This is a genomic window from Micromonospora sp. NPDC049089, assembly GCF_040648775.1.
In the GTDB taxonomy this organism is placed as follows: Bacteria; Actinomycetota; Actinomycetes; order Mycobacteriales; family Micromonosporaceae; genus Micromonospora.
Window position 1 is genome coordinate 1 of the sequence record NZ_JBEZEH010000159.1, and the last position, 17,607, is coordinate 17,607.

13 protein-coding genes and 1 pseudogene are annotated in these 17,607 nt (G+C 71.4%); 7 read left to right on the top strand and 7 right to left on the bottom strand.

Translation table 11 applies throughout. The features are described 5' to 3' along the window. Window positions 1–94: 94 nt before the first annotated feature. From AB0B48_RS24015 to AB0B48_RS24045, 7 genes and pseudogenes are all read right to left on the bottom strand, one after another. Window positions 95–1,015: pseudogene (locus AB0B48_RS24015) on the bottom strand (acetate/propionate family kinase); the annotation flags it as partial. Then, complete coding sequence (pta, locus tag AB0B48_RS24020) at window positions 1,012–3,081, bottom strand: phosphate acetyltransferase (protein ID WP_357205118.1); 2,070 nt, start codon at window positions 3,079–3,081, stop codon at window positions 1,012–1,014. The pseudogene AB0B48_RS24015 and the gene pta, both read right to left, overlap by 4 nt. Window positions 3,082–3,173: 92 nt before the next feature. Next, entirely contained in the window at window positions 3,174–3,359 is a 186-nt protein-coding gene (locus AB0B48_RS24025; RefSeq protein WP_355008138.1) for a DUF6104 family protein, read from the bottom strand. Window positions 3,360–3,495: 136 nt separating this feature from the next. Further along, window positions 3,496–7,263 (bottom strand): multifunctional oxoglutarate decarboxylase/oxoglutarate dehydrogenase thiamine pyrophosphate-binding subunit/dihydrolipoyllysine-residue succinyltransferase subunit, encoded by a 3,768-nt coding sequence (locus AB0B48_RS24030; RefSeq protein WP_357205121.1) that lies wholly within the window; start codon window positions 7,261–7,263, stop codon window positions 3,496–3,498. 274 nt (window positions 7,264–7,537) lie between these two features. Further along, complete coding sequence (locus tag AB0B48_RS24035) at window positions 7,538–8,350, bottom strand: ABC transporter permease (protein WP_355008136.1); 813 nt, start codon at window positions 8,348–8,350, stop codon at window positions 7,538–7,540. Then, window positions 8,347–9,282: an ABC transporter ATP-binding protein gene (locus AB0B48_RS24040; RefSeq protein ID WP_355494508.1), complete on the bottom strand. Its 936-nt coding sequence runs from the start codon at window positions 9,280–9,282 to the stop codon at window positions 8,347–8,349. The genes AB0B48_RS24035 and AB0B48_RS24040 overlap by 4 nt, the downstream gene beginning before the upstream one ends. A 142-nt stretch (window positions 9,283–9,424) precedes the next feature. Continuing rightward, window positions 9,425–10,072 (bottom strand): hypothetical protein, encoded by a 648-nt coding sequence (locus AB0B48_RS24045; protein ID WP_357205126.1) that lies wholly within the window; start codon window positions 10,070–10,072, stop codon window positions 9,425–9,427. 149 nt (window positions 10,073–10,221) lie between these two features. On the opposite strand from AB0B48_RS24045, the gene AB0B48_RS24050 reads away from it, so the two are divergent. From AB0B48_RS24050 to AB0B48_RS24080, 7 genes are all read left to right on the top strand, one after another. Then, window positions 10,222–10,995, top strand: a complete 774-nt coding sequence (locus AB0B48_RS24050) for a GNAT family N-acyltransferase (RefSeq protein WP_357205129.1) — start codon at window positions 10,222–10,224, stop codon at window positions 10,993–10,995. Further along, complete coding sequence (locus tag AB0B48_RS24055; RefSeq protein WP_357205132.1) at window positions 10,992–11,930, top strand: lysophospholipid acyltransferase family protein; 939 nt, start codon at window positions 10,992–10,994, stop codon at window positions 11,928–11,930. Before AB0B48_RS24050 ends, AB0B48_RS24055 begins: the two co-directional genes overlap by 4 nt. Window positions 11,931–12,060: 130 nt before the next feature. Next, window positions 12,061–12,885 (top strand): DUF4097 family beta strand repeat-containing protein, encoded by an 825-nt coding sequence (locus AB0B48_RS24060; protein WP_357205135.1) that lies wholly within the window; start codon window positions 12,061–12,063, stop codon window positions 12,883–12,885. Further along, the gene (locus tag AB0B48_RS24065; protein WP_357205138.1) at window positions 12,882–13,493 is read left to right on the top strand and encodes a PadR family transcriptional regulator; all 612 of its coding nucleotides are present in this window, start codon (window positions 12,882–12,884) and stop codon (window positions 13,491–13,493) included. The genes AB0B48_RS24060 and AB0B48_RS24065 overlap by 4 nt, the downstream gene beginning before the upstream one ends. A gap of 86 nt (window positions 13,494–13,579) precedes the next feature. Then, window positions 13,580–14,281 (top strand): response regulator transcription factor, encoded by a 702-nt coding sequence (locus AB0B48_RS24070; protein ID WP_030336721.1) that lies wholly within the window; start codon window positions 13,580–13,582, stop codon window positions 14,279–14,281. Beyond that, window positions 14,278–15,834: a HAMP domain-containing sensor histidine kinase gene (locus AB0B48_RS24075; RefSeq protein ID WP_357205140.1), complete on the top strand. Its 1,557-nt coding sequence runs from the start codon at window positions 14,278–14,280 to the stop codon at window positions 15,832–15,834. Before AB0B48_RS24070 ends, AB0B48_RS24075 begins: the two co-directional genes overlap by 4 nt. Window positions 15,835–15,896: 62 nt before the next feature. Next, window positions 15,897–17,507 carry a trypsin-like peptidase domain-containing protein gene (locus AB0B48_RS24080; protein ID WP_357205143.1) on the top strand — a complete coding sequence of 537 codons (1,611 nt, stop codon included), beginning with the start codon at window positions 15,897–15,899 and terminating at the stop codon, window positions 17,505–17,507. Window positions 17,508–17,607 lie beyond the last annotated feature (100 nt).

Sequence of the window (17,607 nt, forward strand, 5' to 3'; positions counted from 1 at the left end):
TCGCCGGTTTCCGACCGTGCCTGGCGGTGGAAAGTGCTACCACTTCGAGGTGGACCGGACCGACGGCGCAGGCCGCTGACCATGGGTTTCAGGGCTCGCCGACCCCGGCGGTGAAGGTGATCGCGTCGACCCGGCCGAGCAGCGCGTAGTACGCCCCGACGTACTCGGTGATGCGCCGGCAGTACACGTCGAAGGCCAGCGCCGCCGCCCGGTCACCGGCGGCCCGGCGTTCGAGCACCTCGCGCATGTCGTTGACGCCGGTCAGCCCGAGCAGGCCGCTGCGGTGGTTGAGCAGGTCGTCGATGTCGTCCACCGACAGCCCGCCCTCCCGGCGCAGATGGAAGATCACGGTCGGGTCCACGTCGCCGCTGCGGGTGCCCATCACCAGCCCCTGCAACGGGGACATGCCCATCGAGGTGGCGACGCTGCGGCCGTTCGCCACCGCGCAGGCGCTGGCCCCGTTGCCCAGGTGCAGGGTGATCGTGTTGACCTGCTCGTACGGGCGGCCCAGCAGCTCGGCGGTGCGCCGGGACACGTACGCGTGTGAGGTGCCGTGGAAGCCGTACCGGCGGATGTCGTACCGCTCGGCGGTGTCCCGGTCGATCGCGTACGTCGCGGCGGCCTCCGGCAGGGTGTGGTGGAACGCGGTGTCGAAGACGGCGACCTGCGGCACGTCGGGCAGTGCCGCGCGGGCCACCTCGATGCCGGCCAGGTTGGCCGGGTTGTGCAGCGGGGCGAGCGGCACCAGATCCTTGATCGCGGCCAACACCGCGTCGTCGACAAGCACCGGCGCGCTGAACGTCCCGCCACCGTGCACCACCCGGTGTCCGACCGCCGTCAGCCCGGTCAGGTCCAGCCCGTCCAGGATCTGCCGTACCGCCTCGGCGTGGTCCGCCGGGCCGCCACCGGGCTCACCGATCCGCTCGACGGTGCCGTGGTCGAGTGCCTGGTCCCCGTCGTAGCGGCGCCACTTCACCGACGACGACCCGCAGTTGAGCACCAGCACCCGACTCACGACGCCTCCTCGGTGGCCGCCTGGATGGCGGTGATCGCCACGGTGTTGACGATGTCCGGCACTGTGGCACCCCGCGACAGGTCGTTCACCGGCCGCCGCAGGCCCTGCATGACCGGGCCGACGGCGACCGCCCCGGCCGAGCGTTGCACCGCCTTGTACGTGTTGTTGCCGGTGTTCAGGTCCGGGAAGATGAAGACCGTGGCGTGCCCGGCGACGGGGCTGTCGGGCAGCTTCGTGGCCGCCACCGCCGGGTCGATCGCCGCGTCGTACTGGATGGGCCCTTCGACCAGCAGGTCGGGCCGGCGCTGCCGGACCAGCGCGGTGGCCGCGGCGACCTTCTCCACGTCGGCGCCCGCGCCGGAGCTGCCGGTCGAGTACGACAGCATGGCCACCCGGGGTTCGATGCCGAACCGGGCGGCGGTGTCGGCCGACGAGATCGCGATGTCGGCGAGCTGGGCCGCGTCCGGGTCGCGGTTGACCGCGCAGTCGCCGTAGACCAGCACCCGGTCGGCGAGCAGCATGAAGAAGACGCTGGAGGCCACCGAGACGTCCGGCAGCGTACGGATGATCTCGAACGCTGGCCGGATGGTCGCGGCGGTGGTGTGGGTGGCGCCGGAGACCATGCCGTCGGCTCGGCCCGTGGCCACCATGAGCGTGCCGAAGTAGTTCGGCTGCGCGACGATGTCGTGCGCCAACTCGGCGGTGACGCCGCGGTGGGCGCGCAGCCGGGCGTACTCGGCGGCGAAGTCGTCGCGCCACTCGCTGGCCCCCGGGTCGACGACCCGCACGTCGCCGAGGTCGATGCCCAGCTCCCGGGTGCGTCGGGCGATGTCGTCCGGCCGGCCGAGCACCGTCAGCTCGGCCACTCCACGCCGTAGCAGGATCTCCGCCGCGCGCAGGACCCGCTCGTCGGTGCCCTCCGGCAGCACCAGGTGCCGGGGCTTCGAGCGGGCACGGTCGATCAGCTCGTTCTCGAACATCAGTGGGGTGACCCGCGCCGACCGGCTGACCCGCAGCCGACGGGCCAGGTCGTCGGTGTCCACACAGCGCTCGAACGCGCCGAGCGCGGCCTCCACCTTGCGGGGATTGGTCGCGCTGGGCCGGCCCTCGATGCGACTGGACGCGGCCACCGTGTCGTAGCTGTCGCTGCGTACGGAGAGCACCGCCAACCCGGTGTTGAGCCCCTCCACCAGCCGCATGACCCTGGGGTCGGGCTGCTCGCCGAGGGTGAGCACCAGTCCGGCCACCGACACCTGTCCGGCCACGTGCGCGGCGCTCGCGGCGACGAGCAGGTCGGCCCGGTCCCCGGGGGTGATCACCAGGGCGCCCTCGGTGAGGTGGCCCAGCAGGGTCGGCACGTGTGCCGCGCCGACCACGAAGTCCAGCACGTCGCGACCGAGCGCGGCGTCGTCCCCGGCCAGCAGGGTGGCGCCGAGGGCCGTCGCCACCTCGGCCACCGTCGGCGCGGACACGCTCGGCACCTCGGGGATGGCGTACGCGGGGACCGGCAGCTCGGGCAGCGTCATCGGCTCGGTGACCCGGTTGGCGATCACCGCGAGCACCGTCGCGCCGAGGTCGGCCAGATCGTGGTACGCCCCCCGCATCGCCGACGCGACAGCCGCCGGCTCCTGCCCGAAGCCGTCCACGACCGGCACCACCACGCTGCCGAACTCGGTGGCCAGCCGGGCGTTGAACGCCAGCTCCCGGGGGTGGGCCGGGTCGCCCGGCTCGTCGAAGTCACTGCCCACCACGACCACCGCCGGGCACTGCCGCTCCACCGCCCGGTAGCGCTCGACGATGGCGGAGATGAGCTGCTCCCGTCGGCCGTCGGCGACCAGTGCCGAAGCCTCGGCGTAGCTCGCCCCGGCCAGTTCGGACAGCGGCACCTCGACGCGATAGCGCTCGCTCAGCAGGGCGAGGATCGGGTCCTGGCCGGTGTCCGCCACCAACGGCCGGAACACGCCGATCCGCCCGACCTGGCGGGACAGCAACTCCGCCAGCCCGAGGGCAATCGTCGACTTGCCCCCGCCGGACCCCACGCTGGTCAGGTAAACACTCCGAGCCACGTTCCCACCCCCTGCCCGTTGATCAAGAAGTTTGCGTCAGCCCCGGCCCCCATCGTGACCGAAGTTTCTTGATCACCGGGTGCCGAACGGGGTCAGGCGTCTTCGTCGTCGGGGTCCTCCAGGCGGGCGAGGTAGGTGGCCAGGCGTTCGATGGGAGTTTCGAAGTCGGGGTTGAGGTCGACGAAGTCGCGCAGCCGCTCGCCGAGCCACTCCAGGGTCACCTGCTCCTCGCCCCGGCGCTCGACCAGCTCCTCAATGCCACGGTCGGTGAAGTACATGGGTACGTCCTCGTGCTCGGCCCGGCACGGGCCGGGCGGGTGGTGGGTGGATGGTCAACCGGCTGGCGGGACCTACGAGAGCCGGGGCAGGACCGTGGTGAAACGGCCCTACCCCGGCTTCCGTGCTCAGGTCAGGTCACGGGCGGGGGAGAGCCGCCTCGATCAGCGCGTTCTGCTCGACCTCGTGGGTCTTGGCCGAGCCGACCGCCGGAGCGGCGGCGGCCGGGCGGGAGATCCGCCGCAGCCGAACGTCCGTGAGGTGCTCCAGCAGGTTGAGCGCGACGAATGACCAGCCACCCTGGTTGGCCGGCTCCTCCTGCACCCAGGCGAAGTCCTCGGCGTTCGGGAACTGCGCGAGGGCGGCCCGGATCTCCTCCACCGGCAGCGGGTACAGCTGCTCCAGCCGGAGGATCGCGGTGTCGGTGACGCCGCGATCCTGCCGGGCCTGGAACAGGTCGTAGTAGACCTTGCCGGAGCAGAGCAGCACCCGCTTCACCGCCTCCGGTGCCGGGGCGGCCGTGTCGCGCAGCACCGGCTGGAAGGTGCCGGTGGTGAAGTCCTCCACCGACGAGACGCAGAGCTTGTGCCGCAGCAGCGACTTCGGCGTGAACACCACCAGCGGCTTGCGCTTGGGCGACAGGGCCTGGCGGCGCAGCAGGTGGAAGTAGTTCGCCGGGGTCGTCGGGATGGACACCCGCATGTTGTCCTCGGCGCACATCTGCAGGAACCGCTCGGGCCGGCCGGAGGTGTGGTCCGGGCCCTGACCCTCGTGGCCGTGCGGCAGCAGCAGGGTGATGGCGGAGCGCTGGCCCCACTTCACCTCACCGGACGAGATGAACTCGTCGATCACCGACTGGGCGCCGTTGACGAAGTCGCCGAACTGGGCCTCCCAGGCGACGAGGGCGTTGATGTTCTCCACCGAGTAGCCGTACTCGAAGCCCATCGCCGCGTACTCGCTGAGCAGCGAGTCGTGCACGAAGAACCGGGAGCGGTCGCCATCGCCGGTGAGCGACTTCAGCGGCAGGTAGTCGTCGCCGGTGCGGGAGTCGACCACCGAGGCGTGCCGCTGGACGAACGTGCCGCGGCGGGAGTCCTGCCCGGCGAGCCGGACGGTGACCCCGTCGTGCAGCAGCGCCCCGAGCGCGATGATCTCGCCGAAGCCCCAGTCGATGTTGCCCTCGACGGACATCTTGGCCCGCCGGTCCAGCAGCTGCTGGATCCGCTTGTGCGGGGTGAAGCCCTCCGGCAGGTTGATGTGCGCCTCGCCGATGGCCTTGACCACTGACGCGTCGGTGGCGGTGTCGACCTGCGGCTCCGGCTCCTCCTCGCGGCGCGGCCGGTTGAGCTGGCGCGGTGCCGAGGCGGCGTCCCGGGTGGCCTTGAAGACCTTCTCCAGCTGCGCCTGGTAGTCGCGCAGCAGCTCCTCCGCGTCCTCCACGGTGATGTCACCGCGACCGATGAGCTCCTCGGTGTAGAGCTTGCGGACCGAGCGCTTCGAATCAATGATCTTGTACATCTGTGGGTTGGACATCGACGGGTCGTCGCCCTCGTTGTGCCCGCGCCGGCGGTAGCAGACCATGTCGATCACGACGTCCTTGTTGAACGTCTGCCGGTATTCGAATGCCAGGCGGGCCACCCGGACCACTGCCTCCGGGTCGTCGCCGTTGACGTGGAAGATCGGCGCCTGGATCATCCGGGCCACGTCGGTGCTGTAGAGGCTGGACCGGCTGTACTCCGGTGCGGTGGTGAAGCCGACCTGGTTGTTCACCACGACGTGCACGGTGCCACCGGTGCGGTAGCCGCGCAGCTGGGACAGGTTGAGCGTCTCGGCGACCACGCCCTGCCCGGCGAAGGCGGCGTCACCGTGCACCGCCAGCGGCAGCACGGTGTAGCCCTCCAGCTTGAGGTCGATCCGGTCCTGCTTGGCCCGGACGATGCCCTCCAGCACCGGGTCGACGGCCTCCAGGTGCGACGGGTTGGCCACCACCGACACCTTGACCGCGTGCTCGCCGTCCGGGGTGGTGAACTTGCCGTTCTGACCCAGGTGGTACTTCACGTCGCCGGAGCCCTGCGTCGAGCGCGGGTCCAGGTGACCCTCGAACTCCGAGAAGATCTTCTCGTACGGCTTGCCGACGATGTTGGCCAGCACGTTGAGCCGACCCCGGTGGGCCATGCCGATGACGACCTCGTCCAGCCCGTTCTCGGCGGAGGATTCCAGCACCTCGCCGAGCAGCGGGATCAGCGACTCGCCGCCCTCCAGCGAGAAGCGCTTCTGGCCGACGTACTTCGTCTGCAGGAAGGTCTCGAACGCCTCGGCGGCGTTGAGCCGGTTGAGCACGTGCTTCTGCTCGTCGGCGGACGGCTTCTCGTACTTGCGCTCGATCCGTTCCTGGACCCAGCGACGCTCCTCCGGGTCCTGGATGTGCATGTACTCGATGCCGACGCGGCGGCAGTACGAGTCGCGCAGCACGCCGAGGATCTCGCGCAGCTTCATCCGCTGCCGGCCGGCGAAGCCGTTGACGGGGAACTCGCGGTCCAGGTCCCACAGGGTGAGCCCGTGCTGGAGGACGTCCAGGTCGGGGTGCTTGCGGATCTTGAATTCCAGCGGGTCGGTGTCGGCCATCAGGTGACCGCGCACCCGGTAGGCGTGGATCAGCTCGTGCACCCGGGCGGTCTTGTTGATCTGACCCTCGGAGTTGACAGCGACATCGCGCATCCAGCGCACCGGCTCGTACGGGATGCGCAGCGCGGTGAAGATCTGGTCGTAGAAGCCGTGCTCGCCCAGGATCAGCTCGTGCATCACCTTGAGGAACTCGCCGGACTGCGCGCCCTGGATGATCCGGTGGTCGTACGTGCTGGTCAGCGTGATGATCTTGCTGACCGCCAGCTCGGCGAGGGTGGCCTCGGACATCCCCTGGTAGGGGGCCGGGTACTCCATCGCGCCGACGCCGATGATCGCGCTCTGCCCCTGCATGAGCCGCGGCATCGAGTGCACGGTGCCGATGCCGCCCGGGTTGGTCAGCGAGATGGTGGTGCCGGAGTAGTCCTCCATGGTCAGCTCGTTGCGCCGCGCCCGCCGGACCACGTCCTCGTACGCCTGCCAGAACTGCCGGAAGTCCATCTGCTCGCAGCCCTTGATGGAGGGGACCACCAGGTTGCGGCTGCCGTCCGGCTTGGCGAGGTCGATCGCGATGCCGAGGTTGACGTGTGCCGGGCGGAGCACCGCCGGCTTGCCGTTGGCCTCGGTGAAGGAGTTGTTCATCTCGGGGTGCTGGACCAGCGCGCGCACCATCGCGTAGCCGACCAGGTGGGTGAAGCTGACCTTGCCGCCCCGCCCACGGGCGAGGTGGTTGTTGATCACGATGCGGTTGTCCACCAGCAGCTTCGCCGGGACCGCGCGAACGCTGGTCGCGGTGGGCACGCTCAGCGAGGCGTCCATGTTCTGGACGATCTTCGCGGCGACGCCCCGCAACGGCGTGGTCTGCGGGCCGTCGGCGGTCGGCGCGGCGGCCTTGGCGGCCGGCTTGGCCGCAGCGGCCTTCTCCGGCGTCTTGTCCGGCGCGGCCTTCGGCGTGGCCGGGGCGGCGGGCTTGGCCGGCGCCGGCTGGGCGGCGGCCGACTTGCTCGTGGTCGCCGGCTTGGCCGGGGCGCTCGGCTGGGTGACGGTGGCGGCTGCCTCCGGCTGACCGTCCGGCTCCGGGGCGGCGGCCGGCTTGTCCGACGACTCGGCGCCGCGCGGGGTGCCCGCTCCCGGTGCCGGTCGGTAGTCGGCGAAGAAGTCGTGCCAGGCCGAATCAACGCTCGATGGGTCGGCGAGGTAACGCTGGTACATCTCCTCGACGATCCACTCATTCGGGCCGAAACCCGCCAGTGGGTTCTCCTGCGAAGTCTGCTGGGTCGACACGGCCGGTAATCGCCTCTTTCACGCGGGTTTGTGTGGCACGCGGTGGGTCCGTCGCGCCCGATTAGGAGCACGGACTAGACGTCTCCCAGGCTACGCCGTACCGATCCCGCAGGCATTTCCGCCTCGGTCCCGTGGCCGGTTTCACAGAAGATGCCAGAAGTTCAGCAACGCCTGCGCCCACCGTGTCGAACTGGTAACACCAGGGGTCGGACGCCGAGCGGACGCCCGACCCCGGAACGGCCAGCTCGTTGCCGCCCCGGGGTCGCAGACGCCGTCAGGCGATGTCGCGCCGTCGGGTGAGCAGGATTCCGACGACTCCGCTGACCAGCGCGTAGCCGATCAGCACCAGGGCCCCGACCCACCAGGACGGGGTGAACTCCGAGGTGCCCTCCGTGATCATGACCTGGGATGCCACAGCGGGCCAGACCACCTGCCACTTGAGCACCGCCTCGCTGTCGAGGAGGTTCGACAGGAGCAGGAAGAGCAGACCCACCACCTGGGTGCCGATCAGGTAGAGCACCGCCGCCGTGATCACCGCTCCGAGCTGGTTGGTGATCAGCGTGCCGATGCCCACCCCGAGGATCGTCCAGATGGCGTAGGCCAGCAGGTTGAACAGCAGCGCCCGCTGCACCGGCCACTCACCGAGCTGAGTGCCGTAGTCGTTCGCGGACAGGAAGATCGCGCCGGCGGCCAGGTCGATCAGCGTTGTGGCCAGCCAGAACATGAAGCCGAGCAGGCTGGCGGCGACGAGCTTGCTGACGATGACCGACGTTCGCCGGGGGGTCGTCAGGAACGTCGTGGTCGCGGTCTGGTGGAAGAACTCGTTCGTGACCATCAGGATGCCGATGAGCATCACGAACATCAGCCCGAGGTACTGGCCCGAGGTGTAGAGGTTCGCCGCCTGCGCCGGCGCGGTCGCCTGCTCGGGGCTGACACCGATGTTCTCGGCGTCCCCGCCGAGCGCCGTGACGGCCAACCACGCGTTGATCGCGAACGCCAGGGCGATCGAGAGGAGCGCGCCGATAGCCAGCCACCACCAGGTGCTGGTGGTACGGATCTTGAGTAGCTCGGATCGGACCAGGTTCATCGGATGCCCGCCTTTCCGGCCGTCAGCTCCAGGAAGACCCGTTCCAGATCGGGCCGTTCGGTGGTCAGTTCGTGCAGCTCGACCCCGGCCGCGAGAGCGGATCGGCCGATCGTCGGAGCGTCCACCCCGCCGACCAGCAGCACACCCTGCTCGTCGGTCTCGACGGTCGCCGACTGCGCCTTCAGGGCGGCGGTCAACACCTCGGCCTGCGGGGTGCGGACCCGGACCCGGGCGCCCTGGGCCATCGACCCGAGCACCTGGTCGACCGGACCCTGCCGGACCAACTGCCCAGCCGCGATGATCACCACGTCGTCGGCGAGCAACTGCATCTCCGACAGCAGGTGGCTGGAGACCAGCACCGTACGACCCTCGTGGGCGAGGTTCTTGAGGAACCCACGCATCCACCGGATGCCCTCCGGGTCCAGCCCGTTGGCCGGCTCGTCGAGGATCAGCACGCGGGGGTCACCGAGCATCGCGGCGGCGATGCCGAGCCGCTGCTTCATGCCCAGCGAGTAACCCTTGAACTTGCGCTTCGCCGCCGGGGTCAGCCCGACCAGGGCCAACGCCTCGTCGGCCCGCTGCTTGGGCAGCCCGGCCGCGGCGCAGATGACCCGCAGGTGGTTGATGCCGGTGCGGCCCTTGTGCGCGCTGGAAGCCTCCAGCACCGCCCCGACCTGCCGCAGCGGGGTGGCGAGGTCGGTGTACCGCTGGCCGCTGATGGTGGCCGTGCCGGCGGTCGGCGTGACCAGGTTGAGCAGCATGCGCAGCGTGGTGGTCTTGCCTGCGCCGTTCGGGCCGAGGAAGCCGGTCACCCGTCCCGGCGCCACTGTGAAGGACAGGTTGTTCACCGCCCGGACGTTCTTGTACTGCTTCGTCAGACCGGACACCACGATCTGACCGTCGCTGGTGGGGCTTCGCTGCCCGTCAGTCATCGTTCTCCTCCCGTGTGTGGCGTAGAGGTACGCCGTGGCACAGCGTGACGGCCCGTGGCAACAAGGTCAATCAGGCGCGGTCGGTACGTCTGCCTCCGTCGCGGGGCGGAGGCGACTCATCCCTGCGGACTACGGCCCGGGTTCAGCGGGCGATCCAGGTTGCCCGCGCCGCGCCGAGCAACGACCCGTCCGGGCCGTACAGGCTGGTGTGCACGAGCGCCTTGCGCCCATCGACGCGTAGCAACGCCCCGGTCACCACACACTCGTCGCCCGGCTCGGGCAGCGCCGCGACCACGGCGGCGATCCGGCCCAGCAGGTACGGGCGGCCCGGCGCGAGCACCGCCCAACCACCGGGACAGTCCAGCGCAGCCCACACCGTTGCCGCGCCGACCTGGGCGGGCGCGCGGAACGGGGCGGCGGTCCGCCCGTCCGGCAGTCGGCCGGGGAAGATCCGCAGCCCGTCGGCCCGCTGCGGCCCGCAGACGTAACAGGTGGGGAACGGATGCTCGACCAGGCCGGGGTATCGGGCCGCGGCGGCGACCGCCGTCTCCAGGTCGACAGGGGGTACGACGGCGTCGATCACCCCGGCCGGGCGTACCTCGGCCACCAACTCGCCGGCCGGGTCCCGGACCTCGCCGTCGACAAGGGTCAGCTCGGTCTCCAACGGTGGTGGCCGGCGCAGCGTCACCTCGACCGGCCCGTCGCCGCCCGCCTCGGCGGCGAAGATCCCCGCGCTCCAGCCGCCGTTGCCGGAACCGGCGGGCCCGTTGTAGCGGGTTTCGATGCGCATTGTCGGCCTCCGGTGGAACATGCCGGCGTCGTCGCCGGGCCGTACCGCAGCCTCGCACGATCGCGGTGAGAGCCATCTGCCGGCCGGCGTTCATCCTGCCGACACCAGTGGTCCCCGTGAATGGCAACCCGGGCCCTTACACAGATCCCATGGCCGTTCTGCATGCCGCTGGCGCACCCCTGAAGACCAGCGGATACACCCTGCTGATCGCCGACGACCCCACCCAGGTCGCGGCCGCGCAACGCCTGCGCCACGAGGTGTTCGCCACCGAGCTCGGCGCCACCCTCCTCCCCGGCGAGACCGGGTTGGACGTGGACCCCTTCGACGCGTACTGCGACCACCTGATCGTCCGCGAGGACAGCACCGGCGAGGTGGTCGGCACGTACCGGCTGCTACCGCCGGGGCGCACCAGCCGGCGCTACGCCGAGGACGAGTTCGACCTGAGGCCGCTCGACCCGCTCCGCGACGACCTGGTCGAGGCGGGCCGGTCCTGCGTGCACCCGGACCATCGCTCCGGCGCGGTGATCAACCTGATGTGGGCCGGAATCATCCGGTACCTGCACCTACGTGGCTCCCACTGGCTCGGCGGCTGTGCGTCGGTGCCGGTGGCTGACGGCGGGCGGACGGTGGCCGAGGTGTGGACCCAGGCCCAGGCCCGGCACCTGTCGCCGCCGCCGCTGCGGGTCCGCCCGTTGCGGCCCTGGTCTACCGAGGTGGCTGCCGCCGGCCCGGTCGGCGGTGCCCCGGCCGGGCGGGTGGCGGTTCCGCCGCTGCTGCGTGGCTACCTCCGGCTCGGCGCGTGGATCTGCGGCGAGCCGTCCTACGACAGCGACTTCGGGTGCGCGGACTTCTACGTCCTCTTCTCCCTGGACCGGATGAACCCTCGCTACCTGCGGCACTTCCTGGGCGGTGAGCAGCGGTGAGCGCCGTGCCGCTCGACCTGTGGCGGCCCTCCTCGGGCTGCGACGACGACTGCCTGCCAGCGGCCGGCGAGGTGCCCACGGTGCCGCTGGCCCGCCGGGTGCTCCGGCTGGTCGCCGTGCTCGGCATGCTGCTGGCCGGGATTCCGGTGGTGGCGCTGCTGCCGGTGCTTCCCACTCCGGAACGGCAGGCGCTGGTCAGTGGCTGGGCGCGGACCACTGTGCGCGCCTTCGGCGTCCGCCTCGTGGTTCGGGGTCGGTTGCCCCGGCGGCGCGCGCTGCTGGTCGCGAACCATGCCTCCTGGCTGGACATCCTGGCAGTGCTGGCGGTCGCGCCCACCCGGATGGTGGCGAAACGGGAGATCCGCTCCTGGCCGGTGGTTGGTCTGCTGGCCGCGGCGGCGGGCACGGTCTTCGTGGACCGCGCCCGGCCGTTGGCGCTGCCGAGGACCGTCGCCCGGGTCGCCGACGCGCTGCGCGCAGGGCGGTCGGTGGCGGTCTTCCCGGAGGGTACGACGTGGTGTGCCGGGAAGGATGCCACCGACTGCCGCCCCGGCGGTGGCTTCCGGCCCGCGACGTTCCAGGCGGCCATCGACACGGGCAGCCCGGTCGTCCCGCTGCGGCTCACCTACGGCTGTGCGACCACCGGGGCGGCCACCACGGCAGCCGCCTTCCTTGGCGCGGACACCCTGCTGCGCTCGATGGCACGGGTGGTGGCGGCGCGGGAGCTGGTGGTCTCGGTGACGATCGCCGCCGCGTTGCACCCGGCCCGTGACGCCGACCGGCGGTTGCTGGCCCGGGCCGCCGAGTCGGCCGTACACCTGGTGCCCACGGCGGGTGTCGTGGCGCGGCCCCGGCTGCGGCCGGTCCCGACGGCGACCCCGGCCGTTTCCGTGCCACCGCCCGCCACGGGCAGCGACCTGGACCTGGCCGCCTAGGGGGAGGCACGCCCGCCGCCTCCGCCCCGGCGGCGCGAGAGTCGCGACAGTCTTGTGATGTCGCGATGTATCGCGTTACAGTCTTCTTCTGTTCGGCGTGCCTTCCGCGCGTCGTCGAGAGGGGGACGCCATGGCCGGTTGGACGGTCCAGAGCCCGCAACGGCTCACAGTGGACGCTCCGGTCGTCCGGCTGGACGTTCGACTGATCAGTGGGCGGCTCAACGTGGTCGCCACCGACGGGCCGACCCGGATCGACGTGACCCAGGTCGGCCGTCGGCCGGTCCTGATCGACCACACCGACGGTCGGCTCAGCATCCGCCAGGAGCGTGATCGGGGCTGGTCGGACGTCCTGCGCTGGTTCCGGATGATCCACCGCTACCCCCGGGTGGACGTCTCCATCGCCGTGCCCGCCGACGTCCTCGCCGATCTGGGCCTGGTCGCGGGCTCGCTGGTCGCCTCCGGCCTGCGTCGGGAGACCACCGCCCACGTCGTCGCCGGCCAGATCACCCTGATGGGGTTGCGCGGCAGCACCTCGGCGAAGCTCACCTCGGGCCCGGTGGAGGCGCTCGGCGTCCGCGGTGACCTCACAGTGGAGACGATCTCCGGGGAGGTGATCCTCGCCGACAGCGCCGCCGACCGGGTGCGGGCCCAGACCGTCTCCGGCGCCATCACCTGCGATCTGGACAACCCCCGGGGCAGCGAGATCCGGTTGACCACCATCTCGGGCAGCATCACCGTCCGGGTCCGCGCGGACAGCGACCTCGCCGTCCAGTTGAACACCGCCTCCGGCCGGATCACCAGCGGCTTTCCCCAGCTGCGCAGCTCGACGTTCCCGCTGCCCAGCAGCGAGGGGGTGCTCGGCGCCGGCGACGGTAAGCTCTGGGCTTCCGCGACCTCGGGGAGCATCGCCCTGCTCGCCCGAGCCGTCGACGACGATGGAGAGGAGCTGCCGTGACCGCCGTGTTCAGCCACGGGCGGCTCCGGCTCTACCTGCTCAAGCTCCTCGACGACGGCCCGAAGCACGGCTACGAGCTGATCCGCCTGCTGGAGGACCGCTTCCTCGGTCTGTACGCGCCCAGCGCCGGCACCATCTACCCCCGCCTGCAACGGCTGGAGGTCGAGGGTCTGGTCAGCCACACGGCGGCCGGCGGCCGCAAGACGTACGACATCACCGACGCCGGCCGGGCGGAGCTGCGCCAGCGGGCCGGTGAGTTGACAGCGCTGGAAACGGACATCGCGGCCTCCGTGGCGGACCTCTCCAGTCTGGCCGGCGAGATCCGCAGCGAGGTCCGCGGATCGGCCCGCGACCTCAAGCGGGAGTTGAGCGAGGCCACCCGGCAGACCCGGCGGGCCCGGTGGGAGGCTCCCGCACCGCCGCCCAGGCCGGCGTCGACCGCCGGGCCGCAGGCCGAGCTGTTCGACGAACTCGATCAGCGGCTGGCCGCGTTCACCGCCGAGGTGGGCCGGCTGATGCGCGCCCGACAGTTCAGCGACACCCAGCTGCGCACCGCGATCCGGCTGCTCGACGGCGCCCTGGACGGGTTGCGTCGCCTGCTGCGCTGACCGGCGCCGCCGGACGGTCGGTGACTCACAGCCTTTTTGCAGGAAGCGTCCAGCGGTGGCGCAGTGACGTCACCGATGATGGGCGCATGCCCGCTACCCAGACCGAGGCGCGACTGCTTGTCGTCGAGGACGACCCCAACATCCTCGAACTGCTCTCCGCGAGCCTGCGGTTCGCGGGCTTCGACGTGGCCACCGCGACAAGTGGAAGCGCGGCGCTCAACGCCGCCAAGGACCACCGGCCCGACCTGGTGGTACTCGACGTGATGCTCCCCGACCTCGACGGTTTCGAGGTCATCCGGATGCTCCGCGAGGGCGGCACGCGTACCCCCGTGGTGTTCCTGACCGCCCGGGACGCCACCGACGACAAGATCCGTGGGCTGACCCTGGGCGGCGACGACTACGTCACGAAGCCGTTCAGCCTGGAGGAGCTGACCGCCCGGATCCGCGCCGTGCTGCGTCGCACCACCACCGGCGAGCAGGCCCCGTCCCGGCTCACCTTCGCCGACCTGGAGCTGGACGAGGAGACCCACGAGGTGCACCGGGCCGGCCAGCGGGTGCAGCTCTCGCCGACCGAGTTCAAGCTGCTGCGGTACCTGATGCTCAACGCCAACCGGGTGCTGTCCAAGGCGCAGATCCTCGACCACGTCTGGAACTACGACTTCCGTGGCGACGACAACATCGTCGAGTCCTACATCTCGTACCTGCGGCGCAAGGTCGACACCACCCAACCCCGGCTGATCCACACTCTTCGCGGGGTCGGGTACGTCCTGCGCAAGCCGGCGGCGTGAACGCAGTCCAGCAGGCGAAAGGGCGGGTGCGCAGCGTTCCGCTGCGGGTGAAGCTGGTCGCCTCGGTGCTCGCGCTGGTCGCCGTCGCGCTTCTGGTGATCAGCTCGTTGACCGCGTACTTCCTCCGCAACTACCTGGAGGGCCAGGTCGACGGGCAGGTCCGGTCGACCGCCCAGGGCCTCGGCCAGTTTCTTCAGAAGCTGCGCAGCGGTGAGGTCGGCGCGATGCTGCCCAGCGACTACGTCGTGATCGTGGCCGACGAGCGGCAGGTGTACGACCCCCAGTACGACACGCGCAACTTCTACCCCGCACAGCTGCCCACGTTTCCCGCCACCCGCAAGGACTTCGAGGCGGCGGAGGGCGAGCCGCGCACCGTCATCTCACACGATCGCCTCACCCGCTGGCGGGTGTACTACGCCCCCCAACCGGACGGCTCGGTGCTGGCCGTGGGTCAGCCGCTGACCGAGGTGGACCGGGCGGTGAAGCAGCTCGTCTGGATAGACCTCCTGGTCGGTGGCGCAGTGCTGATCATGCTGGCCTCGGTCGGCGCCGCGATCGTCCGGACCAGCCTCAAGCCCCTCGTCGAGATCGAACAGACCGCCGCCGCGATCGCCGGCGGTGACCTGACCCGCCGGGTGCCCGACCCGGAGGAGGGTCAGGCCGAGCCAACCTCGGAACTGGGCCGGCTGTCGCGGGCGCTGAACGCGATGCTCACCCAGATCGAGGCGGCGTTCACCGCCCGAGCCGCGTCGGAGACCTCGGCCCGATGGGCGGAGAGCGCCGCCCGGGATGCCGCCGCCGCAGCTCAGGCGTCCGAGGCGCGGGCCATCCGCTCCGAGGAACGGATGCGGCAGTTCGTCGCCGACGCCTCGCACGAGCTGCGGACTCCGCTCACCACGATCCGCGGCTTCGCCGAGCTGTACCGGCAGGGTGCGGCCCGTGAGCCGGAACAGACCGCCGGCCTGTTGCGCCGGATCGAGGACGAGGCGTCCCGGATGGGTCTGCTGGTGGAGGACCTGCTGCTGCTCGCCCGGTTGGACATGGAACGGCCGCTCTCGCTGACCCCGGTGGAGTTGCCGGTGCTCGCCTCCGACGCGGTGCAGGCCGCGCGGGCGATGGCACCGGAACGGCGGATCGAGTTGGAGATCGCTCCCGAATCGGGCCCGCTCGTCGTCTCCGCCGACGACGCGCGGCTGCGGCAGGTGATCGGCAACCTGGTCACCAACGCGCTCACGCACACCCCACCGGAGGCTGAGGTCCGGGTACGGCTGCGCGCCGAACCCGGGGGCTTCGCCGTCGTGGAGGTGGTCGACACCGGCCCCGGTCTCTCGGCCGAGCAGGCGGAACGCGTCTTCGAACGGTTCTACCGGGCCGACGCGGCCCGTACCCGACGAGCCGACGGCAACACCGGGACCGGCCTTGGCCTGGCCATCGTGGCGGCGCTGGTCGCCGCCCACCACGGCTTGGTCGAGGTGGCCGAGACGCCTGGCGGCGGGGCCACCTTCCGGGTGCGGCTGCCGCTGCTGGCGCAGGTCGACAGCGCGGGGGAGTGACTTTCAGCGAACTTCCAGGACGGTTCCAGGTTGATTGCAGTGCGGAGGGAGAAGGTAGTCCCATGACCGAGTTCGAGTCCGACCCGCAGCGCCGGCCGGCCCCCACCGACGCCGAGCCGTCGCACCCCACCGCCGAGCTGCCGCGCGACGAGCGTGTGCAGTCCGACTCCCCGACCACTCCCGTACCGGTCGTCTCGACCGGCGGCGACCCGACGGTCGCCTCCACCACCGGTGACGCGGAGACCACCGCCGCCACCCAGGCCGCCTACTCCGCGCCCGCCGGCCAGCCGACCGGGTACGAGCCGTCGACCGGCTACGAGCGCCCGGCCGCCACGCCGTCCGCACCCCCGTACCCGGTCTCCGGTCACCCGGCGCCCGGCCAGCCCGGCTACCCGCAGCCGGCCGGCCACTACCCCGGTGCCCCCTGGTACCAGGGCCAGCAGTCCGGCTGGGCCGGCGGGGGCCAGCCGGGCATGCCGTACGCCCAGCACCAGCAGCACCCGGGGCAGCACCCGCAGCACCCCGGCCAGCAGGCCCAGCACCCCGGGCAGCACCCGGGCCAGCCGGTCCCGCCGTGGGGCCCGCAGGTCGCGCCGCCCGGCAGCGGCCCCCGGCCGGGGCGAATCGCCAAGTTCGCCGGTGCCGGCGTCGCGGTGTTCGCCCTGATGCTCGGTTCCGGTGTCGCCGGTGGTGCGCTCGCGCTCGCCCTCGACGGCGACGGCGGCGGCATCACCCGCACCTACTCCGCGGCTCCCGTGATCAATGGCGCGGACCTGCCGAAGATCGCCGCGTCGGTGCAGGACAGCGTCGTCTCGATCACCACCGGCAGCGGTGAGGGCTCCGGGGTGGTGCTCAGCGTCGACGGGTACGTGCTGACCAACAACCACGTGGTCGCGTCCGCCTCCGGCGACGCAGTGCGGGTGGTCTTCGCCGACGGCAAGACCGCCGACGCGAAGATCATCGGCACCGACCCGAAGACCGACCTGGCCGTGGTGAAGGCCAACGGGGTGAGCGACCTCAAGCCGGCCAAGTTCGGCGACAGTGACGCCATGCAGGTCGGCGACCAGGTGCTCGCCCTGGGCAGCCCGCTCGGTCTGCAGGGCTCGGTGACCTCCGGCATCCTCAGCGCCCGGGACCGCACCATCCGGGCCGGTGAGGGTCAGCCGCAGGACCCGACCCAGCAGCAGGGCCAGGCGGTCTCCTCGATCTCCGGCCTGCTCCAGACGGACGCCCCGATCAACCCCGGCAACTCCGGCGGCGCGCTGGTCAACACCCGGGGCGAGGTGATCGGCGTCAACACCGCCATCGCGACCTCCGGGCAGAGCACCGGCAACATCGGTGTCGGGTTCGCCATCCCCAGCAACAAGGCCAAGGACGTCGCGGGCAAGCTCCAGCGTGGCGAGAAGGTCAGCCACCCGTCGCTCGGAGTCGGCGTCAACCCGGCCGAGGGCGGCGGCGCCCTCGTCGCGTCGGTCACCCCGGGCAGCCCGGCGGAGAAGGCCGGCCTCCAGCGCGGCGACGTCGTCACCCGGTTCGGCGACAAGCCCGTCAACGACTCGGACGACCTGGTCGGCGCGGTGCAGGCCGGCAAGGTCGGCGACCGGGTCGAGGTGCAGTTCAAGCGCAACGGTGTCGAGAAGTCGGCGACCGTGACGCTCGCCGAGACGTCCTGACCAGTTACTGAACCTGCTTCCTCCCTCCGGCGGCGGGTGGCGGGGCCGAGGGGGGGGGGGCGCAGACCCCCCCCCTCGTTTAGCCCCCGCCCGCCGGGAA

Coding starts and splice junctions, on each gene's coding strand:
- AB0B48_RS24080 (WP_357205143.1), top strand. CDS start 15,897: ATGACCGAGTTCGAGTCCGACCCGCAGCGCCGGCCGGCCCCCACCGAC.
- AB0B48_RS24035 (WP_355008136.1), bottom strand. CDS start 8,350: ATGAACCTGGTCCGATCCGAGCTACTCAAGATCCGTACCACCAGCACC.
- AB0B48_RS24040 (WP_355494508.1), bottom strand. CDS start 9,282: ATGACTGACGGGCAGCGAAGCCCCACCAGCGACGGTCAGATCGTGGTG.
- AB0B48_RS24025 (WP_355008138.1), bottom strand. CDS start 3,359: ATGTACTTCACCGACCGTGGCATTGAGGAGCTGGTCGAGCGCCGGGGC.
- AB0B48_RS24070 (WP_030336721.1), top strand. CDS start 13,580: ATGCCCGCTACCCAGACCGAGGCGCGACTGCTTGTCGTCGAGGACGAC.
- AB0B48_RS24050 (WP_357205129.1), top strand. CDS start 10,222: ATGGCCGTTCTGCATGCCGCTGGCGCACCCCTGAAGACCAGCGGATAC.
- AB0B48_RS24060 (WP_357205135.1), top strand. CDS start 12,061: ATGGCCGGTTGGACGGTCCAGAGCCCGCAACGGCTCACAGTGGACGCT.
- AB0B48_RS24045 (WP_357205126.1), bottom strand. CDS start 10,072: ATGCGCATCGAAACCCGCTACAACGGGCCCGCCGGTTCCGGCAACGGC.